Annotated in this window: 28 protein-coding genes and 1 tRNA gene; 10 read left to right on the top strand and 19 right to left on the bottom strand. The window is 67.0% G+C overall.

Going from position 1 to position 24016, the window contains the following annotated elements; all coding sequences use genetic code 11:
- The first annotated feature begins 11 nt into the window (after nucleotides 1–11).
- Nucleotides 12–1724: a thiamine pyrophosphate-binding protein gene (locus G6N18_RS20680; RefSeq protein ID WP_083002335.1), complete on the top strand. Its 1713-nt coding sequence runs from the start codon at nucleotides 12–14 to the stop codon at nucleotides 1722–1724.
- A 28-nt stretch (nucleotides 1725–1752) separates the two neighbouring features.
- Entirely contained in the window at nucleotides 1753–3189 is a 1437-nt protein-coding gene (locus tag G6N18_RS20685; RefSeq protein ID WP_083002338.1) for an aldehyde dehydrogenase family protein, read from the top strand.
- A gap of 6 nt (nucleotides 3190–3195) precedes the next feature.
- Here the strand turns inward: G6N18_RS20685 and G6N18_RS20690 are convergent, their stop codons facing one another.
- Nucleotides 3196–3516 carry a DUF1330 domain-containing protein gene (locus G6N18_RS20690; protein ID WP_179962331.1) on the bottom strand — a complete coding sequence of 107 codons (321 nt, stop codon included), beginning with the start codon at nucleotides 3514–3516 and terminating at the stop codon, nucleotides 3196–3198.
- 4 nt (nucleotides 3517–3520) lie between these two features.
- Between G6N18_RS20690 and G6N18_RS20695 the strand changes: the two genes are divergently transcribed.
- Together G6N18_RS20695 and G6N18_RS20700 are read left to right on the top strand one after the other, a co-directional pair.
- Nucleotides 3521–4423 carry an amidohydrolase family protein gene (locus G6N18_RS20695; RefSeq protein ID WP_083002344.1) on the top strand — a complete coding sequence of 301 codons (903 nt, stop codon included), beginning with the start codon at nucleotides 3521–3523 and terminating at the stop codon, nucleotides 4421–4423.
- Between the two features lie 62 nt (nucleotides 4424–4485).
- Nucleotides 4486–5265, top strand: a complete 780-nt coding sequence (locus G6N18_RS20700; RefSeq protein ID WP_083002347.1) for a VOC family protein — start codon at nucleotides 4486–4488, stop codon at nucleotides 5263–5265.
- 3 nt (nucleotides 5266–5268) lie between these two features.
- Here the strand turns inward: G6N18_RS20700 and G6N18_RS20705 are convergent, their stop codons facing one another.
- Nucleotides 5269–5847: an SDR family oxidoreductase gene (locus tag G6N18_RS20705; RefSeq protein ID WP_083002351.1), complete on the bottom strand. Its 579-nt coding sequence runs from the start codon at nucleotides 5845–5847 to the stop codon at nucleotides 5269–5271.
- Between the two features lie 107 nt (nucleotides 5848–5954).
- Nucleotides 5955–6401, bottom strand: a complete 447-nt coding sequence (locus tag G6N18_RS20710; protein ID WP_083002354.1) for a cupin domain-containing protein — start codon at nucleotides 6399–6401, stop codon at nucleotides 5955–5957.
- Nucleotides 6402–6480: 79 nt separating this feature from the next.
- Here G6N18_RS20710 and G6N18_RS20715 point away from each other — a divergent pair, with 79 nt between their 5' ends.
- The gene (locus G6N18_RS20715; RefSeq protein ID WP_083002358.1) at nucleotides 6481–6909 is read left to right on the top strand and encodes a hypothetical protein; all 429 of its coding nucleotides are present in this window, start codon (nucleotides 6481–6483) and stop codon (nucleotides 6907–6909) included.
- Nucleotides 6906–7502 (top strand): GNAT family N-acetyltransferase, encoded by a 597-nt coding sequence (locus tag G6N18_RS20720; RefSeq protein ID WP_083002551.1) that lies wholly within the window; start codon nucleotides 6906–6908, stop codon nucleotides 7500–7502. The genes G6N18_RS20715 and G6N18_RS20720 overlap by 4 nt, the downstream gene beginning before the upstream one ends.
- A 72-nt stretch (nucleotides 7503–7574) precedes the next feature.
- Here G6N18_RS20720 and G6N18_RS20725 read toward each other — a convergent pair whose 3' ends face one another.
- Complete coding sequence (locus G6N18_RS20725) at nucleotides 7575–8024, bottom strand: Hsp20/alpha crystallin family protein (protein ID WP_083002361.1); 450 nt, start codon at nucleotides 8022–8024, stop codon at nucleotides 7575–7577.
- A gap of 337 nt (nucleotides 8025–8361) precedes the next feature.
- Between G6N18_RS20725 and G6N18_RS20730 the strand changes: the two genes are divergently transcribed.
- On the top strand, nucleotides 8362–9057 hold the full coding sequence (locus G6N18_RS20730; RefSeq protein ID WP_083002364.1) for a GAF and ANTAR domain-containing protein: 696 nt from the start codon (nucleotides 8362–8364) through the stop codon (nucleotides 9055–9057).
- A 30-nt stretch (nucleotides 9058–9087) separates the two neighbouring features.
- On the opposite strand, the gene G6N18_RS20735 is transcribed toward G6N18_RS20730, so the two are convergent.
- A tRNA-Arg gene (locus G6N18_RS20735) sits at nucleotides 9088–9160 on the bottom strand.
- A gap of 136 nt (nucleotides 9161–9296) precedes the next feature.
- Between G6N18_RS20735 and G6N18_RS20740 the strand changes: the two genes are divergently transcribed.
- Complete coding sequence (locus G6N18_RS20740) at nucleotides 9297–11255, top strand: flavin-containing monooxygenase (RefSeq protein WP_083002367.1); 1959 nt, start codon at nucleotides 9297–9299, stop codon at nucleotides 11253–11255.
- Here the strand turns inward: G6N18_RS20740 and G6N18_RS20745 are convergent.
- Nucleotides 11252–12070: an LLM class F420-dependent oxidoreductase gene (locus G6N18_RS20745; protein ID WP_083002370.1), complete on the bottom strand. Its 819-nt coding sequence runs from the start codon at nucleotides 12068–12070 to the stop codon at nucleotides 11252–11254. The two genes, G6N18_RS20740 and G6N18_RS20745, sit on opposite strands and share 4 nt — an antisense overlap.
- Nucleotides 12071–12238: 168 nt before the next feature.
- Here G6N18_RS20745 and G6N18_RS20750 point away from each other — a divergent pair, with 168 nt between their 5' ends.
- On the top strand, nucleotides 12239–13339 hold the full coding sequence (locus G6N18_RS20750; RefSeq protein ID WP_083002373.1) for a glutamate--cysteine ligase 2: 1101 nt from the start codon (nucleotides 12239–12241) through the stop codon (nucleotides 13337–13339).
- On the opposite strand, the gene G6N18_RS20755 is transcribed toward G6N18_RS20750, so the two are convergent.
- The 9 genes from G6N18_RS20755 to G6N18_RS20795 all read right to left on the bottom strand — a co-directional run bounded on the left by G6N18_RS20755 (nucleotide 13336) and on the right by G6N18_RS20795 (nucleotide 20286).
- Nucleotides 13336–14052 (bottom strand): anti-sigma factor, encoded by a 717-nt coding sequence (locus G6N18_RS20755; RefSeq protein WP_083002377.1) that lies wholly within the window; start codon nucleotides 14050–14052, stop codon nucleotides 13336–13338. The two genes, G6N18_RS20750 and G6N18_RS20755, sit on opposite strands and share 4 nt — an antisense overlap.
- Entirely contained in the window at nucleotides 14049–14633 is a 585-nt protein-coding gene (locus tag G6N18_RS20760; protein WP_083002380.1) for a sigma-70 family RNA polymerase sigma factor, read from the bottom strand. The genes G6N18_RS20755 and G6N18_RS20760 overlap by 4 nt, the downstream gene beginning before the upstream one ends.
- 2 nt (nucleotides 14634–14635) lie before the next feature.
- A complete protein-coding gene (locus tag G6N18_RS20765; RefSeq protein ID WP_234806164.1) occupies nucleotides 14636–15403 on the bottom strand; it encodes a DUF1365 domain-containing protein in 768 nt (255 codons plus the stop codon).
- A 49-nt stretch (nucleotides 15404–15452) separates the two neighbouring features.
- Entirely contained in the window at nucleotides 15453–16517 is a 1065-nt protein-coding gene (locus G6N18_RS20770; RefSeq protein WP_083002387.1) for a poly-gamma-glutamate hydrolase family protein, read from the bottom strand.
- Nucleotides 16517–17743: an Nramp family divalent metal transporter gene (locus G6N18_RS20775; RefSeq protein WP_083002390.1), complete on the bottom strand. Its 1227-nt coding sequence runs from the start codon at nucleotides 17741–17743 to the stop codon at nucleotides 16517–16519. The genes G6N18_RS20770 and G6N18_RS20775 overlap by 1 nt, the downstream gene beginning before the upstream one ends.
- Nucleotides 17744–17819: 76 nt before the next feature.
- On the bottom strand, nucleotides 17820–18053 hold the full coding sequence (locus G6N18_RS20780; RefSeq protein ID WP_083002393.1) for a hypothetical protein: 234 nt from the start codon (nucleotides 18051–18053) through the stop codon (nucleotides 17820–17822).
- A 56-nt stretch (nucleotides 18054–18109) separates the two neighbouring features.
- Nucleotides 18110–18376, bottom strand: coding sequence for a hypothetical protein (locus G6N18_RS20785; RefSeq protein WP_083002395.1), 267 nt, complete (start codon nucleotides 18374–18376; stop codon nucleotides 18110–18112).
- Nucleotides 18377–18407: 31 nt separating this feature from the next.
- A complete protein-coding gene (locus G6N18_RS20790; protein WP_083002398.1) occupies nucleotides 18408–19484 on the bottom strand; it encodes an NAD(P)H-dependent amine dehydrogenase family protein in 1077 nt (358 codons plus the stop codon).
- 10 nt (nucleotides 19485–19494) lie between these two features.
- Nucleotides 19495–20286, bottom strand: coding sequence for an SDR family oxidoreductase (locus G6N18_RS20795; protein ID WP_083002400.1), 792 nt, complete (start codon nucleotides 20284–20286; stop codon nucleotides 19495–19497).
- Between the two features lie 183 nt (nucleotides 20287–20469).
- Here G6N18_RS20795 and G6N18_RS20800 point away from each other — a divergent pair, with 183 nt between their 5' ends.
- The gene (locus tag G6N18_RS20800) at nucleotides 20470–20841 is read left to right on the top strand and encodes a VOC family protein (RefSeq protein ID WP_083002404.1); all 372 of its coding nucleotides are present in this window, start codon (nucleotides 20470–20472) and stop codon (nucleotides 20839–20841) included.
- Nucleotides 20842–20847: 6 nt separating this feature from the next.
- On the opposite strand, the gene ku is transcribed toward G6N18_RS20800, so the two are convergent.
- The 4 genes from ku to G6N18_RS20820 all read right to left on the bottom strand — a co-directional run bounded on the left by ku (nucleotide 20848) and on the right by G6N18_RS20820 (nucleotide 24014).
- Nucleotides 20848–21786 carry a non-homologous end joining protein Ku gene (ku, locus tag G6N18_RS20805; RefSeq protein WP_083002407.1) on the bottom strand — a complete coding sequence of 313 codons (939 nt, stop codon included), beginning with the start codon at nucleotides 21784–21786 and terminating at the stop codon, nucleotides 20848–20850.
- Complete coding sequence (locus G6N18_RS20810; RefSeq protein ID WP_083002410.1) at nucleotides 21786–22739, bottom strand: carbohydrate kinase family protein; 954 nt, start codon at nucleotides 22737–22739, stop codon at nucleotides 21786–21788. The genes ku and G6N18_RS20810 overlap by 1 nt, the downstream gene beginning before the upstream one ends.
- Before the next feature lie 88 nt (nucleotides 22740–22827).
- A complete protein-coding gene (locus G6N18_RS20815; RefSeq protein ID WP_083002414.1) occupies nucleotides 22828–23682 on the bottom strand; it encodes a hypothetical protein in 855 nt (284 codons plus the stop codon).
- Between the two features lie 110 nt (nucleotides 23683–23792).
- The gene (locus G6N18_RS20820; RefSeq protein WP_067219793.1) at nucleotides 23793–24014 is read right to left on the bottom strand and encodes a hypothetical protein; all 222 of its coding nucleotides are present in this window, start codon (nucleotides 24012–24014) and stop codon (nucleotides 23793–23795) included.
- Nucleotides 24015–24016: the final 2 nt, after the last annotated feature.

The following is a 24016-nucleotide window of genomic DNA, read 5'->3' on the forward strand; positions in this document are numbered from 1 at the left end:
AGGAGTTTCACGTGGGTGTACCCGTATACAAGCGCATTCTGGACCTCTTCGAGGCCGAGGGCGTCAACACGTTGTTCGGCATCCCGGACCCCAACTTCGTGCACATGTTCTCCGAGGCCGACGCGCGGGGCTGGTCGGTGGTGGCACCGCACCACGAGCTGAGCGCCGGCTTCATGGCCGAGGCGGCGTCCCGGATGACGGGCAAGCCCGGTCTGTGCATCGGAACGCTGGGACCCGGTGTGGCCAACATCGCCGGGGCCATGATGTGCGCACTGGTGGAGAACTCGCCGGTGATCTTCCTGGGCGGCCAGCGGGCGCGCATCACCGAGCGGCGGGTGCGCCGCGGCCGGATCCAGTTCGTACAGCAGGAGGGCTTGTTCTCGCCGTCGGTCAAGTACAGCAGCTCCATCGAGTACGCCGATCAGACCGACGAGATCATCCACGAGGCGATCCGCCGTGCGATGTCGGGCACCCCGGGCCCGTCCTACGTCGAATTCCCGTCGCACGTGATCCTCGAAGAGCTCGACCTTCCGGAAGTGTTGCCGCCGAGCAGGTATCGCCTCGTCAATCAGGGCGCGGGGGAGCGCGAGGTCGCCGAGGCCGCCAACCTGATCCGTGAGGCCAAGAGCCCGATCCTTCTGGTCGGCCACGGCGTACACACCTCCCGCACTCAGCAGGAGGTCAAGGAGCTGGCCGAGCTGATGGCCTGCCCGGTGATCCAGACGTCCGGCGGCACGTCGTTCATCCCGGGACTGGCCGAGCGCACGTTCCCGTACTTGTTCTCCCCGGCCGCCAACGAGGCGGTCGAGGAATCCGACCTGTGCGTCGCGCTGGGTACCGAACTCGGCGAGCCCATGCACTACGGGCGGACCCAGCATTGGGCGGGCAACGATGCGAACCGCAAGTGGGTGTACGTCGAGCAGGACCCGACGGCCATTGGCGTGAACCGGCCCGTCGACGTGGCGCTGGTCGGTGACCTGCGTGGCGTGGTGCCGCAACTCATCGACGCGTTGCGCGATACCCCGCGCGCACCGTCGGCCAACCTCGAAACACTGGTCAAGTCGGACGCCGCCGAGCTGGCGCGAGTGGCAGAGGAGGCGCCGACCGGACGCACCCCGGTGCACCCGGCACGCTACGTGGTCGAGGCGACCAAGGCGTTCGCCGAACTCTCCGACGGCATCATGGTGCGCGATGGCGGCGCGACCGTGATCTTCCAGTGGACCTACTCGCAGTCCAAGCCGCGCGACGTGATCTGGAACCAGAACTTCGGTCACCTGGGAACCGGATTGCCGTACGCCGTTGGTGCCTCGGTCGCAGAGGGGGGTAAGCGTCCGGTCATGCTGCTCACCAGTGACTCGGCGTTCCTGTTCCACATCGCGGAGCTGGAGACGGCGGCGCGGCAGAACCTGCCGCTGGTGTGCGTGGTCGGTGTCGACCACCAGTGGGGCCTCGAGGTGGGCGTGTACAAGCGCACGTTCGACCAGCCGTCCCCGCAGCCCGGCGTGCACTGGAGCAAGGACGTCCGGATGGACAAGATCGCCGAGGGCTTCGGTTGCCACGGCGAGTACGTCGAGAAGGAAGAGGACATCGGCCCGGCGATCGCCCGCGCCTACGCCAGCGGCAAAGTCGGTGTGGTGCATGTGTGCATCGACCCGACGGCGAACTCCGAGGAGATGCCGAAATACGACCGATTCCGCACCTGGTATGCAGAAGGCACCCAGTAGCGCACCGATCTAGGGAAAGCTAAACACCATGCGTGAATATCTGAAGTTCTACATCGACGGTCAATGGGTCGACCCGGTCCGGCCCAACACCTTGGAGGTCGACAACCCGACCACCGAACAGGTGTCCGGCAAGATCGCGATCGGTTCGTCGGCCGACGTCGACGTGGCGGTGCAAGCGGCGCGCCGCGCGTTCGGCACGTGGTCGCAGAGCAGCCGTGAGGAACGCATCGACGTGCTGCAGGCCGTCATGGGCGAGTACCAGAAGCGGGCCGGTGACCTCGCCGACGCGGTCAGCGAGGAGATGGGTGCACCGGCGTCGCTGGCGGCCGGGCCTCAGGTCAACCTCGGCCTCGGCCACCTGGCCACCGCGATCGACGCGCTGAAGAACTTCGAGTTCGAGGAGCAGCACGGCGCGACGCTGGTGGTCAAGGAGCCGATCGGGGTCTGTGGATTGATCACCCCGTGGAACTGGCCGCTCAACCAGATCGCGTGCAAGGTCTTTCCGGCGTTGGCGACCGGCTGCACGATGGTGCTCAAGCCGTCGGAGGTGGCGCCCTACAGTGCGCAGATCTTCACCGAGATCATCGACGCCGCAGGCGTTCCCGCCGGTGTCTACAACCTGGTCTACGGCGACGGTCCGGGCGTGGGCGCGGCGCTGTCCAGCCACCCCGACATCGACATGGTCTCGTTCACCGGGTCGACACGGGCCGGCGTCGACGTCGCGAAGAACGCCGCGCTGACCGTCAAGCGTGTCACGCAGGAACTCGGCGGCAAGAGCCCGAACATCGTGCTCGACGACGACGACTTCGCCAAGAGCGTGACCGCGGGCGTCTCGGTGATGATGATGAACAGCGGCCAGAGTTGTAACGCGCCGTCGCGGATGCTGGTGCCGAACTCCCGGATGGAGGAGGCGATGGCGATCGCCCGCGAGGTCGCGAGCGCGGTGAAGGTCGGCGACCCCAACGACAAGACCGCGATCGGCCCGGTCGCGTCGAAGGCGCAATTCGACAAGATCCAGGGGCTGATCCAGAAGGGCATCGACGAGGGCGCCACCGTCGTCGTCGGCGGCTGCGGCCGACCCGACGGACTGGACAAGGGCTACTACGTCAAGCCGACCGTGTTCGCCAACGTCACCAACGACATGACGATCGCTCGCGAGGAGATCTTCGGCCCGGTGCTCTGCATCCTCGGCTACGACGATCTCGACCAGGCGCTCGAGATCGCCAACGACACGGAATACGGTCTGGCGGGGTATGTTTCGGGCGCGGATCTCGAGAAGGCCCGCGCGGTGGCGCGTCGGATCCGGGCCGGCTCGGTCGCAATCAACCACGGGTTCGACATGAACGCGCCGTTCGGCGGCTACAAGCGCAGCGGCAACGGGCGCGAGTGGGGCCACTTCGGGTTCGACGAGTTCCTGGAGGTCAAGGCCGCGTTGGGTTACACACCGGAGGCGGCGGCCGGATAAGGCTCGTCACGGCTTGAGCAGCGGCCGCAGATCGTCCAGGCGATCGAACAGGTGCCAGATGTACGCCGACGACCCGTCCTCCCGATGCGGATGCAGGTCTGCCAGGTCGGGATCGTCGCGGTAACTGTCGAAGGCTTCCTTGGAGTCCCATTCGACGAGGATCAGCACCTTGCGCGGTTCGATGTCGCCCACGACCGCCTCCCGGAACTGTCCGAGCGCGACGACGCGACCGCCGTGCTTGGCAACCTCCTGCGGTGAGCGTTTCGAGTAGACGAGGTACTCGTCGCGATCGGCGATGTCGAAGAGGTTCAGCGCATATATCGTCACGTAGATGACGGTACGCGGCCAGAAGTACGAATACGGCGTCGATTTCGACCGCATCGAAGCGATCGACATCCACACCCACGTCGAGATCGACGGCCACGGCCACAAGGCCTACGTCGACGACCTCGTCGAAGCGACCGAGAAGTACTTCAAGATGCCGCCGGGCGCGATGGCCGGTGTCGACGCGATCGCCGACCTGTACCGACGGCACAACACCGCCGCGGTGGTGTTCACCATCGACGCGCGAACCGCGATGCGCCACGCGCCGAACTCGATCGAGGACCTCGTCGCCGGTGCGGTGCGCAACAACGATGTGCTGATCCCGTTCGGCAGCGTCGACCCGTGGCACGAGCGCCGGGCGGTGCACCGCGTGCACGAGTTGGTGCGCGATTACGGGGTGAAGGGCTTCAAGTTCCATCCGAGCATGCAGGCGTTCGAACCCAATGACCGCCGCTTCTATCCGATCTACGAGGCGATCACCGAAGCCGGTGTGCCCGCGCTGTTCCACACCGGGCAGACCGGGATGGGTTCGGGGCTGCCCGGTGGACACCGCATCAAGCTGCGGTACTCCGACCCGATGCTGCTCGACGACGTCGCCGCCGACTTCGGTGAGCTGACGATCGTGATGGCCCACCCCGCGGTGCCGTGGGTCGACTCGCAGATCGCGATCGCCACGCACAAATCCAACGTGTACATCGATCTGTCCGGCTGGAGCCCGAAGTACTTCCCGCCGCAGCTGGTGCGGGCGATGAGCAGGCAACTGCGCACGAAGGTGTTGTTCGGCACCGACTTTCCCTACATCCAGATCGACCGGTGGCGTCGAGACTTCGACACCCTCGACGTCGACCCGGCGGTGGTGCCGCTGATCTATAAGGACAACGCGCTGCGTGTGCTCGGGGTGACTCGATGAGTTTCTGAGTCGGGGGTGGTCTATATCGGTGAACGACCCACCACCGACTGAAGGAGACCGTCGTGCCCGTCCGCAATTCCGCCCCTGTGGGCGCCCCGATCTGGATCGATCTCGCATCCTCGGATGTCGAACGCTCGCAGGCCTTCTACGGCGCGGTGTTCGGCTGGACCTTCGAGTCCGCGGGCCCCGAGTACGGCGGTTACATCACCGCGATCAAGGACGACAGGCCGATCGCCGGCATGATGGTCAACGACCCGCAGTGGAACAGCCCGGACGGGTGGACCACGTACTTCCACACCACCGACGTCAAGGCCACGCTCGACAAGGCGATGGCCGCCGGCGCCATCACCTGCGGGGCGCCGGCCGAGCCGATGCAGGTCGGCGACCGGGGCTGGATGGGCATGCTGTCGGACTCCAGCGGGGCCTTCTTCGGCCTGTGGCAGCCGACCGGGCACCGCGGCTTCGAAATCGTCAACGAGCACGGCGCGCCGGTGTACTTCCAGTGGACCGGCCGCGACTACGCCAAGTCGCAGGCGTTCTACCGCGACGTGTTCGGCTGGCACATCGAGACGGTTTCCGACACCGACGAATTCCGGTACAGCACAGCGATCTTCGACGGTGAGGCGTTGCTCGGCCTGATGGACGGCACCGGTTTCATGCCCGAGGACGAGCCGTCGAAATGGAACTTCTTCTTCGGTGCCCATGACGTCGACAAGGCCGTGCAGCTGGTCATCGACAACGGCGGCAGCGTGATCCGCGACGCCGAGGACACTCCCTACGGCCGGCTGGCCGCGGTCACGGATTCGACGGGCGCCGCGTTCAACCTGTCGTCGCTGCAGTGAGCGTCAGGCGGTCATGAGGTAGTCGGCCCTGCCCACGAACACGATGCTTGCCGGGTTCGGGGTCGTGGCCGCGTCGACGACGGCGTCGGCGAAGGTCATATGGCTCATGTCGCCGGACACCACGGTGAGCTGCACGCCGGCCCGGCGGAACTCTGAACGCCTTGTCAGCAAGGCGGTTTCGCCGGCCCGCATGCTCGCAGCGACGGCCGTATAACCCTTGGGAACCGCTTTGTCGGGGAAGAAGTGGGCCTGGTGACTGGTGACGAAGACGATCCGCCCGCCGACCGGCATCAGCGGTAGCGCCGCGAGGGCCAGCCGCCGTTGAGCATCGCGGTTGAGGCGCATCGCGCAAGCCGGGTCGGCGCCCGTGTCGAGCGCATCCGATGAGTTGAGGATCAAGGTGTCCAACCGGCCGAAGCGGTCCGCGATGGTCTCGATGACCTCCGCGGACTCGACCTCATCGGAGATATCGCGGGTCACGACGACGTGGGTGTCGGCGCTGCCGAGCTGGCGCGCGACCCGCGCGCCGAGGCCCCTCGAGCCGCCGGTGACCAGGACGATCCGTGCAGGTTCGTGATCCATGTCGGGCTCCTTCCGTCGCTGCCGCGCACGCGTGGACCCACCGTACACCCATTTCTAAGAAAAATAAGGCCTATATAAGGTCACAATAAGGTAGCGCTCGGCGGTGCTCAGCGCGTGGGAGCGGCCAGGGAGAAGTCGGCGAAGTCGAAGCCCGGCACCACTACACAGCTGACCAGGCTCGGCTCGTCGTCGCGGGGGCGGGCGCGCTGCCAGTGACCCGGCGGCACGACGAACTGCGGTTGCTCACCGGCCAGGATGTCGGCGCCGAGCAGATGTGTTGTCGCACGCTGTTGCTCGATGCCGACGTCCAACAACAACGGGCTTCCCGAGTGGTAGAGCCACAGTTCGGCGCTGCGCACCGTGTGCCAGGCCGACTGCTGGCCCGGCATGAGCAGGAACAGGATCGCGGTGCCCGCGTTGCGCGGACCGGTGTAGTCCGGCGGCAGCGCGGACTGCGGCACGGTCAGGTCGCTGCGCCAGGTCTCCTTGTACCAGCCGCCCTCGGGATGAGGGGACAGGTCCAGGCGGCGTGCCCAGTCCGGAAGATCGGTCATCCCCAGTACCTGCCTTTTCGCTGTCGGACACTCCAGAGTAGAGAGCATTGAGGCCCAATCCACCCGATAGGCTCGGGGCATGTCGCGCCTGCGCCCTGGATGGCTGGTCGCCTTGTGCGGGGCGATCGTCTTGGTGAGTGCATGGCTGCCGTGGCTGACAACCGCAAACGGCGGGCGAGTCAGTGCGATCGGCGGCGTCTTCGGTGACCTGCCCACGCCGGCACCAGGCTTCGGGGTGGGCCAGCTGATTGTGCTGTTGGCGTCTTTGCTGATCGTTTCGGGCGCCATGTCGGGGCGTGGGTTCTCGGCTCGGCTGGCATCGTCTGCCGCGCTGTCGATTTCGGTGCTGCTGGTCGTGCTGGCGGTGTGGTATTACCGGCTCTACGTGTATCCGCCGGTAGCCGCAGGCTACGGGCTCTACCTCGGCGTGGCCGTAGCGGTTGTCGCCGCGCTGCTTTCGGTCTGGGCGATGGTGACCGCGTGGGCGCCGGTCGCGCGAGCGTCGTGAGCGGATTCGTCGAACCGGTCGTCATGACCGGAGACCGCTGGGTGACCTTGGAACCGCTACGCCACGAACATATTTCGGATATTGCGGATGCGGCTGCCGACGGTGAACTCGGCCGATTGTGGTTCACCGCGGCACCCGCGCCCGACACCGTCGAGCAATGGGTGGACGCCAGATTGGCAGTGCAGGCGCCCGATACCGGGCTGACGTTCGTTGTGCGGCGCCATGACGGAACGCTGGTCGGCTCGTCGAGCTACCTGAACGTGGATGCGCCCAACCGGCGACTCGAGATCGGCAACACCTGGTACGTAGCGTCGGCGCGGCGCAGCGGCGTCAACTCAGAGACCAAGTTGTTGATGCTCGGCCACGCGTTCGACGAGTTGGGTTGTGTTGCTGTCGAGTTCCGCACACATTTTTTCAACTCAGCGAGCCGCGCGGGCATCGAGCGGCTGGGCGCCAAACGGGACGGCATCCTGCGTAGTCATCAGGTGCTGCCCGATGGGTCGCGCCGAGACACCGTGGTGTATTCGATCCTCGACATTGAATGGCCGGCCGTGCGTAACAACTTGCGCTACCGGTTGAGCCGTCACGCGTAGGCATGCCGAAACTGCGGACAGATCGCAGAATCGGGACGAATCGCGATCTGCCCGCAGTCTCGGCGATGTGGCCTACCCGGCTTCGACGGTCGTGGTCTCGATCGACTTCTGGCCGCCGCCATGGGCGACATCGATCTTGCGCGGCTTGGCGCGTTCCGCCATCGGGATGGTCACGCTCAGCACACCGTTCTCATAGGTGGCCGAGATCGCCGATGCGTCAATGCCTTCACCGAGGGACAGCTGCCTGCGGTAGGTGCCGAAGAACCTCTCATTGGCCAGCCACTGCACGCCGTCCTCGGACCGTGCCGTGCGATGGGCGGAGATGGTCAGCGTGCCGTTGTCGACGCTGACATCCACCGAACCGGGATCGACACCGGGCAGATCGGCGGTCAGCAGGTAGTGGTCGTCGATCTTGCAGAGATCCATCGGCATGAACCGGGGCGAACGATTTGATCCGGTCTCGTTGGTCAGCAGGCCGCGGGTCAGAGCATCCAATTCACTGAACGGATCGAAGCGAAGCACAGCAATTCACCTCCTACGTCACTCAGAGCCCGCCACCCTGGCGGGCAGCTAAATCACTGTGCACCAGCGAGTTTAGCACTCGCTATCCGCGAGTGCCAGATTTTTTCCCGGAGATTTTCGCCCGCCTTGAGCTGTGCGGCCGTGGCGTCGAGCGCCAGACGGGAGTGACAATCCCAGCGCTGACCCCGTAGGGCGGCCCCGCCGGCTCCTGGCTGAACCGACGAGACCTCAGCACGGGTGACGGTCGACCGTCACACGTGCTTGGGTAGGACATGCCCGATGCCCGAAACGGCAAACAATCGTGTAGGGCGAGGCGTGGAAGGGAAGACCTCAATATATGACGCAGCCCCGAACCCATGATCTGGCCGAGCGGATGGCCGAGCTGGCACGGGCTTCCGCTGCGCCGCGCACCGTGGATGAGGTGCTAGAGGACGTCACCGCGACGGCGAAAGAACTGATTCCGGGTGCGGACACGGTCGGCGTGCTGCTCGTGGCCCGCGGAGGCAAGTTCGAATCGCTTGCGGGCACCTCGGATTTACCTCACGAACTCGACGAACTTCAGATGCAGTTCGGCGAGGGACCGTGCGTGCAGGTGGCGCTCAACGAGTCGATCGTGCGCACTGACGACTTCCGCTCCGAAGAGCGCTGGCCGCGATACGCCGCCGCCGCGGTCGAGCGCGACATACTCAGTGGACTGTCGGTCAAGCTCTACACCGCGGAGCGCACCGCGGGGGCGCTCAACATGTTCAGCACGAAGCCACACGCCTTCGACGCCGAAGACGAGACGATCGGCGCGATCCTCGCCGCGCACGCCGCCGCCGCGATACTGGCCAGCCGGGAGGGGGAACAGCTGAAGTCGGCGATGTCCAGCCGGGACCGCATCGGCCAGGCCAAGGGCATCATCATGGAACGCTACGGCGTTGACGACGTGCGGGCGTTCGAGATGCTCAAGCAGCTCTCGCAGGACAGCAACGTCAAACTGGCCGACATCGCGCAGCGCGTCATCAGCACCCGGCACGGCGCCGGACAATAGGGAAAACGCCAGCTGAACTGCGGAAACGGGTGCCCCCGGCAGGATTCGAACCTGCGACACCGGCTTTAGGAGAGCCGTGCTCTATCCCCTGAGCTACGAGGGCGGGACCGCTCGGAGCTTACCGGCTCCGACTGAGCAGCGCGGACCAGTCAAACGTCAGCGGGACGCCCCTGCGTCCATTACGCTACTTGAAGTTCCGTAATTATAGGTCGGACCGTCGCGGTCAAGGAGGACACGTCGTGGGCAGTCGTTACGCGGGGACGCCTTTCACCACGCCGACCGCCGAGATCCGGCAGGCGCTCGAAGACGTCAGCGTGCCGACCCTGTTGCTGAGCCTGGTGCACATCACCGGCGACCTGCGCTTCATCCGCGACTACGCCCAGGCCGGGCTGTTCCTCAACGAGGTCCAGGGCTTCATGTCCGAGGAGGACAAGGCCCGGGCGCGGGCCGAGGCGCTCGAGGTCATCACCGCCTACCGCGACCGCGGCTGCCCCGAACCCGCGCCGCTGAGCGCGTCCGTCGTCAAGCAGATGATGGACTGGGCGGCCTGCGAACCGGTCGGCGAGGAGTATCTGCCGCTGCTCACCGAGGAACTCGACCTCGACGGCGTCGATCCGCGCAGGCCGCAGCCCGTGGACCCGAATTCGGCGGCCCGGCTCCCTGTGCTCGTCATCGGCTGCGGCGAGTCGGGGCTGCTCGCCGCCGTTCGACTCAAGCAGGCCGGTCTTCCGTTCACGGTCGTGGAGAAGAACGCCGGGCCCGGCGGAACCTGGTGCGAGAACACCTATCCGGGCGCACGCGTCGACGTGGCGAACCACTTCTACTGCTACAGCTTCGAACCCAGCAACAAGTGGAGCCACTACTTCGCCGAACAACCGGAGCTGCGCGAATACTTCGTCGACGTGATGGACAAGCACGGCATCGGCGAGCACGTCCGGTGGCAGACCGAAGTGGTCTCCGCCGAATGGGACGATGCGGCCGGAATCTGGACCGTCGCTCTGCGTTCCAAGGACGGCCGGGTATCGAGGGTCACCGCCCGCGCGATCATCAGCGCCGTCGGCCAACTCAACCGGCCGCAGGTACCCGACATCAAGGGCGCCGACACGTTCGCCGGTCCGTCGTTTCACTCCGCGGCGTGGGATCACCGCGTCGACGTCACCGGGCGGCGGGTCGCGCTGATAGGCGCCGGCGCCAGCGGTTTTCAGATCGCGCCCGCGATAGCCGAGCAGGTCGAGCACCTCGACGTCTTCCAGCGCACCGCGCAGTGGATGTTCCCGAACCCGATGTACCACAAGAAAGTTGGCGACGGCAGCCGCTGGGCGATGGAACACCTGCCGTTCTACAGCCGCTGGTACCGCTTCCTGCTGCTGTGGCCCGGTGCCGACAAGGGTCTCGACGCCGCCCGCGTCGACCCCGGCTACGAACAGGGCGACTACGCGGTCAGCGATATCAACGCCGCCGCGCGGATGATGTTCACCGACTGGATCCAAAGCCAGGTCGACGGCGATGAGGAACTGCTCGCCAAGGTGCTGCCCGACTATCCCGCCACCGGTAAACGCACGTTGCAGGATGACGGAACCTGGCTGCGAACCCTGCGCAGAGACAACGTGGAGTTGGTCCGCACGCCGATCGAGCGGATCACCCCGACGGGCGTGGTGACCGCCGACGGGCGGGAGCGGCATGCCGATGTCATCGTGTACGCCACCGGGTTTCGCGCGACCGAGGTGCTGTGGCCAATACGGATCACCGGCCGCGACGGCGCCGAGCTCCGTGAGGTCTGGGGCGACCGCCCCTACGCGCACCGCGGAATCATGGTGCCCGGATTCCCGAACTTCTTCCTCACCTACGGCCCCGGCACCCATCTCGCACACGGCGGCAGCTTGATCTTCAACTCGGAGTTGCAGATGCGCTACATCGGCCAGTGCCTGCACGCCCTCGCCGACGGGCTGCACTCGATCGAGCCGAGTTCCGAGGCCACCGAGGATTGGCGTCGACGATCGCAGGAGGCGATCAAGATGACCGTCTGGTCGCATCCTTCGATCAAGCATTCGTACTTCAAGAACGCCCGCGGCGAGATCCACACCGTCAGCCCATGGAAGCTCTACGAGTACCACGACGCGGTGCGCGAACCAGTGTGGTCGGACTTCGTGCTGCGGAGCGCCGACACCGCGGCGGCGCGAGCAGGACAAGGACCCTAAAGCTCAGCGATCACCTTGGCGAACGCCTCGGCGTGCAACTGCTGCACGGTGATGTAGCTGATGCCGTAGGTCTCGCGATAGCCGCGGAGCGTGTCGGCGATCTCCTTGGCCGACCCCGACAGCACCGCCGGCGTGCTCAGCAATTCGTCCTCGGACAGGTGCGGAAGGAACCGGCGCGTGATCGACAGGTCGGGCCGGCCGGTGTCGTCGGTCGGCATCGCCGTGACGGCGATGTTGAGCTCGAGATCGTCGAACCGGTCACCGGCGGCCGCACGGACGAACGCGATGCGGTCGGCGAGCGGATCCGACGTCGCCGTGATCGGCGCGCCGCCCGTGAGCCCGATGATGTCGGCCCGCTGTGCGGCCAGCGTCAACAACTTGTCGCCGTTGCCCGCGATGAGGATCGGCACATCGGGGGCGTGCTCACGGATGTGCTCGGTGACGTGGCGCAGCCAGTCCACCCGCTGGCCGGCCGACGGGAACGGCAGCTCGGCCTGTTCGAACTCCTCCTTGGCGTATCCCGCCCCGAGGCCGAGGTCCAGGCGCCCGCCGCTCAGGTCGCGCAGCGAGGTCACCTCGCGCGCCAGCAGCGCGGGGCGGTAGAAGCCGGCGTTGAGGACGAAGGTGCCCACGCGCAGCCGCTCGGTCGCCATGGCCATCGCCGTCATCATCGGGAACGGTGCCGTCGTATAGAGGTGATCGGCGACGTGCACGATGTCGTAGCCCATGTCCTCGGCGCGGCGGGCCCAGTCCTGCACTGACTTCTGTCGGCGCGCGGCCTGCAGGCCGACACCGAACCGAAACGGTTTGGTCACGGATCGATCGTATGGTGGGCGCGGGTCAGGAAAGAATGTTTGGCTCGCACACGAGCGGGGCAATACTCTGCCGCCGACTTCGAAACCGAAGTCCCCTAGCCGAAGGACTTGTTGCCCGGATCCGGCCCGTCGTGAACCATTCCGACGGGCCGGATCAATATTTCGCTCATGGCCACGCACCCCACGCTCGGCGTCGAAGAGGAGTTCCTGCTCGCCGACCCGGCGACCGGTGAACCAGTCGCGCTCAACGAGGCCGTCGCCGGCGAAGCCGCCAAGCACGGCGTGAAGCTGCAACTCGAACTGACGACCTGCCAGGTCGAGACCACCAGCGAGGTGGTCGGCTCCACCCGCGAACTGCGGGACCAATTGCTGCGACTGCGGCGCGTCGCGGCCGACGCCGCGCGGTCCGCGGGGGCGCAACTGCTCGCGGTCGGGTTGCCGCCGACCATTCCCCGGGACTTCCCGATCACCGACACGCCGCGATACCGCGAGATCGGCGACAAGTTCGGCATGGTCGCTCACGAGCAGGGCATCTGCGGTTGCCACGTGCACGTGGCGGTGCCCAGCCGGGAAGCCGCGATCCGGGTCAGCAACCGGCTGCGGCCATGGCTGCCCAGCCTGCTGGCGCTGAGCGCGAACTCCGCGATCTACCGCAACTCCGACACCGGCTACGCCAGTTGGCGCAGCGTCTTGTGGGCGCGCTGGCCCAGCGCCGGCCCGCCGCCGCACTTCGACTCCGTCGACGAGTACGACGCCATCGTGCGCATGCTGCAACAGGCGGGCGCGATGCTCGACGACGGCATGGTCTATTGGGACGTGCGCCCGTCGGCGAACTTCCCGACGATCGAGGTGCGCGTCGCCGACGTGCCCGCGACGGCGGCCGAGACCGTGCTCCTGGCCGCGCTCACCCGGGCAGCCGTGATGACCGCGCTCGAGGACGAGCGGCGCGGCGAGCCGACACCGCCGCTCGCGCCGCACGCACTGAAGGCCGCCTACTGGAAGTCCGCGCGCGACGGTCTGGACGGCGATGCGGTCGATCTGTTGGAAACCCACGAGCGGGTCCCCGCGCGGGCGCTGCTGGACCGGCTGATCGAACATGTGCGCCCGGCGCTCGAAGCGGTCGGCGACTACGACCTGGTGTTCGACGAGTTGCACCGCGTCACCGAGCAGGGCAACGGCGCGATCCGGCAGCGACGGGCGTGGGAGCGCCGCCGCGACGTCGGCGATGTCGTCGCCGAAGCGGCCGATGCCACGCTTTCGGGCACCTAAGCCAACGGCAGTTGGGCGAACGGGGCGCTGGTCGGCTGCGGTGAGCCACCGGGCGGTTCGACGGTGAACGCCAGCGTGCGCGAGTCGCCGAGATCGGGCAGCACGGCGGTGGTGGACGGTGCGACGGCCTGCGCGTCCATGGTGCCCGCCGGATGCGGCCCGGCCTCGTCGATCAGCCACATCTGATAGACGGTGCCCGGTTGCGGCGGTGCGACGTTGTTCATCACCAGCACCCCGGCGTCCTTCTCGCGGGAGAACACCACCGTTGCGGTGCCCCCGCCCGGGATGACGCCCGACACGGTCCGCACGTCGGGTGCGGCGAAGACCTGCTCGGCGGTCGACGGGCTGGGCGCCGGCCGCAGCGCGAGGCCGACCCCGAGCGCACCGAGGCCGACGACGAGCACCGCCGCAGCTGCCAACGCAATCCGCTGCCAGCGACGTGACCGGAGTGGTTGTACGGGTGCGAGTCTCGCGTCACGGACCTCGGCCAGCAGGCGCGCGCGCAACTCCGCCGGCGGCTCAACTGCGGTGCCGGCCGACACCACGGCCATCGCTTCCCGAGTCGCTCGCACTTCCTCATGAAAGGCCCGTGCGACGGCGGGTGGGGCAGCCGCGACCCGGCGGTCGACGTCGGCCCGTTCGGAATCGGACATCGCGTCGAGTGCGTACGGCGCAGCGAGCGCGCCCAGGTCGGAATCGAGGGGCTCTGTCATGCCACCACCCCCAAGCACTTGCGCAGGCCGCGCAGGCCGTCGCGCATCCGCGATTTGATGGTGGCCAGGTTCGCCGACAACCGCTCCGACACCTGGGCGTAGGTCAACCCGTCGTAGTACGCGAGTTGGATGCACTCACGTTGCACGTCGGTCAGCGATCGCAAGCAGTCGGCCACCCGGCGACGTTCGTCGCGCAGGATCACCGAGTCGGCGACGTGATCGGCGGGCGGGTCGACAGTGGCCGCGCCGTACCGGTCCTCGCGTCGGCTCGCTGCCTGTTCGGAACGCACCCGGTCGACGGCGCGGCGGTGCGCGAGCGTCATCAGCCACGCGAGCGGTGATCCCGCGGCGGGGTTGTAGCTGTCGGCGGTGCGCCACACCTGCAAGTAGATGTCCTGCGTCGTTTCCTCGCTATAGCCGGGGTCGCGCAGCACCCTGGTGACGAGGCCGAACACCCGCGCACGGGTGCGGTCGTAGAAGGTGGCGAACGCCTCGACATCCTGCTGGGCCACCTGGCGAAGCAGTTCGTCGAGGTCCGTGGTCACCAGCGGTAGCCTAGCGACCGGCGTCAGCAACGTCATCGTTATCGCGATCTGGCAGCATGGGTGACCAAAGCCGGTGCCGGAGCGCGTGTTTGGTCGACTCGTTCGGGCCGGGGCGCGACGGGAACGCGACGCAGCCACAGCGTGAGGCACTGGATCCGGTACTCCAGTGCGGTCATCAGAGGGGCCAGCGGCGCGACCAGCTGCATCCGCAACAACTCGACGATGTTCGCCGGCCTGCGCGTGCCGCGCAGCGTCGCGATGAACGCCGGTTCGTTGCCGCGGTGCAGCGATACCGTCACATCCAGCTGGGCGCCAGGTTGTGGGGCGCGCACCAGGTAGTGGCCGTCGACCCCGTTGAACGGCGAAACCCGCAGCTTCTTCGGGGTGATCGACATGCCGTCGGGACCGGGCGGGAGCAGATAGGCGTGCCGCCCGCCGCCGCGGTTGTGCATCTCCATCACGACATGGCGCAGCGCACCGTCGGCGTCGTGACACCAGAACAGCGTCACCGGGTTGAAAACGTAGCCGAGCACCCGCGCCTGCAGCAGGGCTGTGACCCGCCCGCCATCCAGGTCGACGCCGCGCTCCCGCAGGAACACGTCGATGCGCTGGCGCAGGGAGTCCTGCGGCGCGCCGTCGAGGTGGTCGCGCGCGTCGAACCGGGCGAAGGGGCGTAGCCACCACGGAAGCCGGGGCAGCCGGTCGACGTCGACATACCAGCTGTATCCGTGGTGCTCGAAATGGTGGTACACGGGCGCGCGCCGCAGATGTGCGGTCCGGGTCCGGTACAGATGTGAGCCGTCCACATCCAGTATTCGGAGCCACCTGCACGCCGGATGACTGAGCTGAATCGAGTCACCAGGAATGCGCGGTGGCGACGAGTCCCTGAATCAATGCGGAGGTGGCGGGCGTGAGACCGTCGTCGCTGGGTAGCTGGCTGCGGGGGCTGATGCCACGCACGCGCGGTGTCAGCTCGAGTTGCGCTCCGCCGCCGCGGACGCGGTTGACCGGATTGTCGGGGTGCAGCCCGCGCAGTTCGCGGGGAATCGTGTCGAGATCGGTGATCACCTGGTAACCGGGCACGCCGACATGGCGGGCGAGATGTTCGGCGAGAGTGCGGTTGCGACCGCCGGCAAGCAGTTGCGTGCTGCGACCGATGCGGCCGTACCCGTGCAGCGACACCGCGACGTCGACGTGGTCGAGAAACTCCGCGAGACGAGCGGACTCCTGCCCCCGGTAGAGCGCCGAGGGCAGATGGTGTGGGTAGTGATCGGGATGGCGCACCACATACACCGAGGCGCCCGCCGCGTCGGCCGCCCGTTCGGCGATGACGTCGGTCATCTGCTCCAGGCCGCCGCCATGGATCGCCAAAAATCCGAAGCGGGACCGCAGCGTGCAGTCCTCAGTGACGCCGGGCTGGGCCAACAGCTCCGAAAGCGATTGCGGCGCAGGCAGGTCGGAGTAAGCGGACCGTCCGTGCCATTTTGCAGGCCAATGCGCCGGATCCCATCGCCGCAGGAAGTCCAGCCAGCGCTGCGGCAGGCCATGATGCATGGCGCCGTCGATGATGCGTTCCAGGTATCCCGGACGCGGCGGCCCGGGCTCAACGCGATGGTCGATGTACACCCAGGCTTCGGCGGGGCCGTCGTCGGTGTGCACGGTGAGCCGGTCGCGGCGGTAGCGCACCGGAACGCCCTCGGCGCTGTCCAGCACAGCCAGGTCGTGATCGGTGAGTTGCCACACGACCCCGTGGACTTCGGAGCCGTCGAACGGTTCGACGGTGGCGACGCCGCGCTGGTTGATCAGCCAGTCGTGGTCGGCAAGCTTCGCCGGACGGGGATTGGCCGCGTCGGGGCACCGCAACGCCATCTGCGTGACGTTGAGGTTCGATCCGTACGCGAAGTAGGCGTGGTTGAGCATCAACCCGTCAGCGTCAGATAGATCAGCACCACATTCAAAAGACTAATGAGAGCGGCGATGCCCCAGCCGAGAGCCGTCGTCACGCGGTGGTTGGTGTCGTCGCCCATCAGACTCCGGTCGCCGGTCAACCGCACCAGCGGAATCAGCGCGAACGGGATCCCGAAAGACAGCACCACCTGCGACAACACCAGCGCCCGGCTGGGGTCGAGGCCGATCGCGAGGATCGCCAGGGCCGGCAGCAGGGTGATGAGTCGGCGCAGCACCAGAGGAATGGAGCGCTTCAGTAGCCCCTGCATGATCATCGCGCCCGCGTAGGCGCCGACCGAGGACGATGCCAGCCCCGACGCCAGCAGGCCGATGGCGAACAGCAGCGCGATCGTCGGGCCGAGAGTCTCGCGGACCGCGGCGTGTGCGCCCTCGATCGAGTCGGTGTTCTCCTGCCCCTGCAGGTTGGTGGCCGCGACCAACACCATCGACAGGTTGACCGCGCCCGCGATGACCATCGCGATGCCGACGTCCCAGCGGGTGGCCCGCAGCAGCATCCGCCGCATCGGTCCCGGCTCCGGATGGCCGTGCCGGTCTCGGGCCAAGCCGGAATGCAGGTAAACCGCATGCGGCATCACGGTCGCGCCCAGCATGGCGGCGGCGATCAGGACGCTCTCGGTGCCGGCGAACATCGGAACCAGCCCGGCCGCCGCCTCGCCGACGGGCGGGGGAGCGACGAACAGGCTGGCGAGGAAACCCACCGCGATGATCGACAGCAGTCCGGTGATGACGCGTTCGAACGAGGTTTGGCCGTAGCGGTCCTTCACCAACAGCAACAGCAGTGAGACGACCCCGGTGATGATGCCGCCGGTGAGCAGCGGCAGGTCGAACAGCAGGTACAACGCGATGGCGCCGCCGACCACCTCCGCGAGATCCGTTGCCATTGCCACCAATTCGGCCTGCAGCCAGTAGGACAGCCGGGTGCGGCGGCGCATCCGGCCACCGACCGCTTCCGGCAGCGACATCCCGGTCACCAGCCCCAGCTTGGCCGAGAGGTACTGCACGAGGCACGCCATGGCGTTGGCCGCGACGATGACCCAGACCAGCAGGAACCCGAACTGCGCGCCGGCACTGACGTTGGCGGCGACGTTGCCGGGGTCGACGTAGGCGATGGCGGCGACGAACGCCGGGCCGAGCAACAGCCAACTCGGCCGCAGCTTTATCTCGCTGCGCTGAACCACCGACCCACCTTCTATCCGGAGTAGCGAATAGAAAAGTTAGGTTAGCCGAAACCTCCGGCCGGGGTGGTGCGGGGGGTCACCTGCCCCGCCCGCCAATCACGATCGGGCCCCACGCCCAGCCGCGGTACGGCCCGGTCTGCACCGACGGCGACGTGACGATCTGGGAGCTTCCGTTCGTATCGCACTGCGTGGTGTTCGGCGCGATGTGGGTGCATTCGGGCGTGGCGGCGGCGGTGGGTGCGGTGAGTGCGGACGCGCCGATCCCGCCTGCGGCGAGAAGCGGTACGAGACAAGGCAATATCGCCCTCACGCTTGGCCTTCGCGGTAAGTCGCTGCGAAAACGGTTGGGGGACAAGCGCCCAACGGTCACGGGAAGAAGAACCCGTCGCCCTCCCACATGCTGCCCCACGGGCCCACGTACTCCTGTTGGGCGGGCGTGGCGTCGATCGAGACGTTGCCCGGCGACACGCATTCCGTGGTGGATCCGCCGATGGCCTGGGCACCGCCGGTGTCCGTGCACTGCGGCAGCGTCGGATTGGCCGGTTCGGCGCCGGCCAACGGTGCCCCGGCCAGCGCCGCCGCGATGGCACCGGCCGCGATCGCCGGAGCGAGATAACGAAATGTGGTCCGCATAGGCACGCCCTTAGTGTGATCAACCCCGGCTCTAGCGCACAGCGTACAGCCCTTTTCCGGTGATCAGCGGCAAGTCGAGCGTCGTGCGGATGCCCGGCGGCGCGGCCACGACCGCGGGAATCGCGTTGACGACACGGGCGGCGGTCGCGACCAGCCCGGCGTGGTTGTGGTCGCCGTTGGAGCTGCTCAGGCACAGGTCGACCGTGTACGACGGCTCTCCGGTGATCTCGAGGCGGTACGAGCCGCCCTCCTGCGCCGGTTGCGGCCAGTCCGGATGCAGGTCGTCGCGCAACCGGGTGACGTGTTCCAGGACGACGGCGACCCTGCCGTCCTTGATGCCCTGCACTTCGAAGCGCAAGGCCGCTGCGGTGCCCTTCGCGATGTGACCCGCGGCGATGTCGAAATCCTCTGGCGCCGGTTCCCGGACATAGGTTTCGGTCACCTTGTCGAGTTCGATGCCGAGGCCCGCGGCGAGCTGGCGCACCACCGATCCCCACGCGAGGCTGAGCACCCCGGGTTGCAGCAGCATCGGGATCTCGTCGAGCGGTTTGCCGAAGCCCATCACGTCGAACATGACCGTGGCGCTGTCGTAAGTGTCGTAGTTGATGATCTCCATGCAACGGATCTGCTCGACGCTCTGGCAGGTGCCCGCCAGTGCCAGCGGCAGCAGGTCGTTGGCGAAGCCCGGGTCGATGCCGTTGACGAATACGCTCGAATTGCCTTGCTGCGTGGCTTCCTCGATCGGCTTGACGAGATCGTCGGGCAGCACCTGCCACGGGTACTGCAGGAAGACCGCGCTGCTGCCCACGACGTTGACGCCGGCGGCCAAGATGCGCCGATAGTCCTCCAGCGCGTCGGGCAGGCGATTGTCGGCCATCGCGGTGTAGACCGCACAGTTGGGCTTGGTAGCCAGGACCGCGTCGAGGTCGGTGGTCGCGGTGATACCCGTCGAAACTCCCAGTCCCGCAAGCTCACCGGCGTCCTTACCGGCTTTGGCGTCCGACGACACCCACACCGCGGTGAGCTGGTACTGCGGGTCGTTGATCAGCTGGGTCAGCGCGTGCCGTCCGACGTTGCCGGTGCCTATCGCGGCGACTTTGATGGTCAAGACTGTCTCCTCACAGATCCGGGATGGGCAGGTCGAGGTTGGGAACGGTGAGGCCGCCGTCGACCTCGAGCGTCTTGCCGGTCAGGAAGCTGCCTGCCGGCGACGCGAGGTACACCGCGGCGGCGGCGATGTCGTCGGGATCTCCGAGGCGGCGCATCGGCGTGGCCTTCTCCATCGGGTCGCGCAGTTCGTCGTTGGAGGCGACGATGTCGAGCGCCGAGGTCAGGATCGAGCCCGGGGCGATCGCGTTGACCCGGATCCGCGGGCACAGGTCCAGCGCCGCCAGCCGGGTGTAGTGGGCGAGCGCGGCCTTGGCAGTGCCGTAGGCGGCGAAACCCCGGCCGGCCAACCGGCCCATGGTGGAGGTGATGTTGATGATGCTGCCGCCGCCGGAGTGCTCGAGCATCAGCGGTACGGCCGCCGTGGTGAGGGCGTGCGCGGTGGAGACGTTGAACGTGAACGCGTCGCGCAGGTCCTTGGTGGAGGTGTTGAGGAGCGCGTTCGGCATGGTGCCGCCAACGTTGTTGACGACGATGTCTAGTTTGCCGAACGCCTCGATCGCCGCGCCCGCGAGCTTGGCGGTGTCCTCGGGGTGGGCCAGGTCCGCGACGACGATGTGGGCGCGTCGCCCGGCGGCGCCGATCTGCTCGGCGACCTCCTCGAGTTGCGACTGCGTGCGCGACGCGATCACCACGTCCGCACCGGCTTCCGCGAATGCGACCGCCATCGCAGCGCCGAGGCCGCGGCCCGCACCCGTGACCACCGCCACCTGATCGTCCAGTCGGAATCTGTCGAGAATCACGATCGAAGTCCTTCCCTCGCCGGGCGAACCGTAACAGGCCACGGTGCGGCTGGCAGCAGTTTCTGAAACACGTTCTAATTCTCGCGAGCGGTACACCACGGTCGTGCACAGTCGGTTGGAACGACCCTGGCGTACGTTTCGCGAGACTCACGGGATGACGGGCGCGGGTGTTGACTGGACGGCATGATCACCCACCTGAACTCGGTCACCGTGTACGTGAGCGACCAGCAGCGATCGGTCGACTTCTACGTCGACAAGCTCGGTTTCGAGATACGGGCCGACCAGGACATGGGGCCGGCAGGTCGATGGATTGAGGTGTGCCCACCGGGTGCGGCGACGGGATTGGTGCTGGTCCGCGGCGATGCCTTCGACAGGCCGGACCGCGTGGGCAAGTCTGCCGATCTCATCCTCGCCACCGGCGACATCGCGGCGGCCCACAGGACACTGCGCGAGAGCGGCGTCCCGGTCACCGAGCCGCATCCGCAGGCGTGGGGGACGTCGTGCATCGCCACCGACCCCGACGGGCTCGATGTTCTGATCATGCAGCCGCGCTAGCGGCCGCTACTTTTTCGAGGCGGTCTTCTTGGCTGTCGACTTCTTGGCAGGCGACTTCTTCGCGGCCTTCCTGGCCGGGGCCTTCTTCGCGGCCGCCTTCTTCGCGGGCGCTTTCTTGGCCGGCTTGTCGCCATCGTCGGACCTGCCGCGGCCTTCGCGCCGCGCCTTCACGCTCGCCTCGAGCTTGGCCAGCAGATCGGAGACGTCCTCGGTCTCGTCGAGCTCCTGTGGCTGTTCCTCGGTGGTAAAGGCTTCGCCGCCTTCGAGTTTCGCCTGGATCAGCTCGTGCATCTGCTCCTGGTAATCGTCGTGGTAGCGGTCGGGGTTGAAGTCGTCGGTCATCGAGTCCACGACCTGGGTGGCCATCTTCAACTCGGCCGGTTTGATGTCGACTTCCTTGTCCAGCACCGGGAAGTCGGGATCGCGGATCTCGTCGGGCCACAACAATGTCTGGATCACCATGACGTCGCGCTTGCTGAAGTCCTGCACCCGCAGCGCCGCGAGCCGGGTCTTGTTGCGCAATGCGAAATGGACGATCGCGACCCGGTCGGTCTCCTTGAGCGTCTTGGTCAACAGCACGTACGACTTCGACGACTTGCCCTCGGGTTCGAGGAAATAGCTGCGGTCATACATCATCGGATCGATGTCGCTGGACGGGACGAACTCGAGCACCTCGATCTCCCGACTGCGTTCCTCGGGCAGGGTCGCGATGTCCTCGTCGGTGATGATCACCGTCTGCCCGTCGTCGGACTCGTACGCCCGCGCGATGTCGCGGTACTCGACTTCCTCGCCATCGATCTCACAGACGCGCTTGTACCGGATGCGTCCGTTGTCCTTCGCGTGCACCTGGTGGAACTTCACGTCGTGGTCCTGGGTCGCGCTGTAGACCTTGACCGGGACGTTCACCAGGCCGAACGCGATCGAGCCTTTCCATATGGAACGCATCAACCCAGTATGGCTGATTTCAGCGCCGCATCGCGGCTGCTGCGATCAGGAAGATCGGCGCCGGGGCGGGACACCGTCAACGCCGAGGACAGCGCGGCGGTGCGCACGACGCTCGTCAGCGCCTCGGTGCCGATTCGGGCCAGGTCACGGCGCCGCTCGGCGCCCAGCAGGCCCAGCGACCACAGTGCGTCGACCAAGCCGGTCATGAACGCATCGCCCGCGCCCACCGTGTCGACGACGTCGACCTGGAACACCGGCACGCGGACCATGCCTTGCGCGCACACCGCGAACGCCCCCTGCGCACCCATCGTCACCGCGACGACCGACGGGCCCAGCGTCAGCCACGTTCGCGCGATCTGCTCAGGCGGCCGGTCGGGGTCGATCCAGCGCAGGTCCTCGTCGCTGACCTTCACCACATCGCACCGCTCGATGATCCGGTCGATTCGACTGCGTGCGGCGTCGGCGTCCTCGATCAGCCCCGGCCGCACATTCGGGTCGAACGTCACGGTCGCCGAAGGATGATAGGTCTCGAGCAGCGCGGCGGTTGCGAGACATCCGGGCTCGAGCACCGTCGCAATGGATCCGGTGTGCAGGACGAGCGGCGGCCCGACCTCCGGCGTGCCCGTCAGTTGCCATTCGATGTCGAAGTCGTACTGCGCGGAGCCGTGTTCGTCGATGGTGGCCAGCGCCGTCGGGGTGCGCGCCGCGTCCGTGCTTCCCGTAACCAGTTGCACGCCAGCAGCTTCGACATAGTCGACGATGCGCCGGCCGCGCTCGTCGTCGCCGATGTGGGTGAGGAAGTCGACGTCGCGATCGAGGCGTGCCAGCCCGACCGCCACGTTGAGTGGGCTGCCGCCGACGTGCTCGTCGTTGACCTCGCCGGCACGTGAGACGATGTCGATCAGCGCCTCGCCGATCACCAGCGCCCGCTGCGGATCGTCGCTCGAACTCATGAGGTCACCACTGTTTCAAGCTACCCGGCGTGTCTCCCGTCGCGCCGAGTTCTGCGCCATGGCTGTGGCTAACGCGAAATCGCGACCCTCATGCACATTTCGGTGGGGTCCACCCGCGCCGGGCGAACGCTTCGTAAACCCGATGCAGGGTGAACCGTCGGCTGTGCTCCTTCACGACGAGTATGTCGATCCAACCTTGACGGTCGATGAAAGCCGCTCGACCGATGCCGTACACGTATTGCCCGCGGTTTTCGCTGTGGTGTAGCCCCTCGTAATCGAGGCCCACCATTGGTTCGTCGTATCCCATGTCGATGAACGCTTCGTCGTGCCCGTCGCTGACTCTGATCTGCGTTCTCGGAGCCGGTAATCCGGCGTCGATGAGGCCGAGGCGCAATCGGGTTTCCTCCGGCGATTGGGCGCCACCGTCCATCAGTGTGAGCGCGACGCGGGCGCGACGAAGCCCGCGTGCGCCGCGGTAACGGCCGGCGAGGTCGACAACGTCGTCGCGTTGGAAGCCCGTGGCGCGAGCCAAGGCGTCCAGATGAACGACGGCTTGATCGCGGGGAAGATGGCGAGCCAGATCAAGCGCTGTCCGAGCCACGCTGGTGACAGCCATGTCGCCGATGTAAGTGATCTCGTCCGGGGCGATCCGCTCCTCATGGACGATTACGCCTTTCCTCCGCCGAGTGTGTGCCGTAACGATCTCGATCGGGGTCGACGCGTCGATCCACCTCGCACCGTGCAGAGCGGCGGCCGCGCGTCCGGCGATCACGCCCTTGCGTCCGGTCCACAGCCATGCCGCCACAGCGTTCGTGTAGACGGTCGGTTCGGCGTCGTTCGGCCGGTAAACACCCGGGAGGACCGCGGTGTGATTCCAGCGCAGCTGCCCGCGCGTGAGCCTGCCTGCGTTGATCGCCTCGGTACCCACGAAAGGTTGCCACATGCCCGGATCGTGGCTTCGGCGACCGACAGAATGCCGGCGTCCTCAGCGATTTCTGCGATATGGCTGTGGATAACGCGAAATTACGACCCTGGTGCAGAACTCGGCGATGATCAGGTGACCGGTTGGTTCGAGGGGTCCAGGCCGCTCGACAGGTCTGGGTCGAGCCCCGATCCGTGGGTGAACTCCTGGTGCGCCATCGGCCGGCAGTTGTTGTCCATCGGCGTCTGGTCGCCCGAGCAGTAGGGCACGAGGTCTTGCGGATCGGCCGCCGCGTGCGGGGCCGCCAGCAGCGCCGCCGCCGTGACCAGGACCGCCGCGACAAGTCGAGTCACGA

This window comes from Mycolicibacterium celeriflavum, from assembly GCF_010731795.1.
Taxonomy (GTDB): domain Bacteria; phylum Actinomycetota; class Actinomycetes; order Mycobacteriales; family Mycobacteriaceae; genus Mycobacterium; species Mycobacterium celeriflavum.

What these genes read in the sequence shown, in the direction of transcription:
- G6N18_RS20685 (WP_083002338.1), top strand. Translation starts at nt 1,753, where the DNA reads ATGCGTGAATATCTGAAGTTCTACATCGACGGTCAATGGGTCGACCCG.
- G6N18_RS20695 (WP_083002344.1), top strand. Translation starts at nt 3,521, where the DNA reads ATGACGGTACGCGGCCAGAAGTACGAATACGGCGTCGATTTCGACCGC.
- G6N18_RS20705 (WP_083002351.1), bottom strand. Translation starts at nt 5,847, where the DNA reads ATGGATCACGAACCTGCACGGATCGTCCTGGTCACCGGCGGCTCGAGG.
- G6N18_RS20710 (WP_083002354.1), bottom strand. Translation starts at nt 6,401, where the DNA reads ATGACCGATCTTCCGGACTGGGCACGCCGCCTGGACCTGTCCCCTCAT.
- G6N18_RS20715 (WP_083002358.1), top strand. Translation starts at nt 6,481, where the DNA reads ATGTCGCGCCTGCGCCCTGGATGGCTGGTCGCCTTGTGCGGGGCGATC.
- G6N18_RS20730 (WP_083002364.1), top strand. Translation starts at nt 8,362, where the DNA reads ATGACGCAGCCCCGAACCCATGATCTGGCCGAGCGGATGGCCGAGCTG.
- G6N18_RS20750 (WP_083002373.1), top strand. Translation starts at nt 12,239, where the DNA reads ATGGCCACGCACCCCACGCTCGGCGTCGAAGAGGAGTTCCTGCTCGCC.
- G6N18_RS20755 (WP_083002377.1), bottom strand. Translation starts at nt 14,052, where the DNA reads ATGACAGAGCCCCTCGATTCCGACCTGGGCGCGCTCGCTGCGCCGTAC.
- G6N18_RS20760 (WP_083002380.1), bottom strand. Translation starts at nt 14,633, where the DNA reads ATGACGTTGCTGACGCCGGTCGCTAGGCTACCGCTGGTGACCACGGAC.
- G6N18_RS20770 (WP_083002387.1), bottom strand. Translation starts at nt 16,517, where the DNA reads ATGCTCAACCACGCCTACTTCGCGTACGGATCGAACCTCAACGTCACG.
- G6N18_RS20785 (WP_083002395.1), bottom strand. Translation starts at nt 18,376, where the DNA reads ATGCGGACCACATTTCGTTATCTCGCTCCGGCGATCGCGGCCGGTGCC.
- G6N18_RS20800 (WP_083002404.1), top strand. Translation starts at nt 20,470, where the DNA reads ATGATCACCCACCTGAACTCGGTCACCGTGTACGTGAGCGACCAGCAG.
- ku (WP_083002407.1), bottom strand. Translation starts at nt 21,786, where the DNA reads ATGCGTTCCATATGGAAAGGCTCGATCGCGTTCGGCCTGGTGAACGTC.
- G6N18_RS20810 (WP_083002410.1), bottom strand. Translation starts at nt 22,739, where the DNA reads ATGAGTTCGAGCGACGATCCGCAGCGGGCGCTGGTGATCGGCGAGGCG.
- G6N18_RS20815 (WP_083002414.1), bottom strand. Translation starts at nt 23,682, where the DNA reads ATGTGGCAACCTTTCGTGGGTACCGAGGCGATCAACGCAGGCAGGCTC.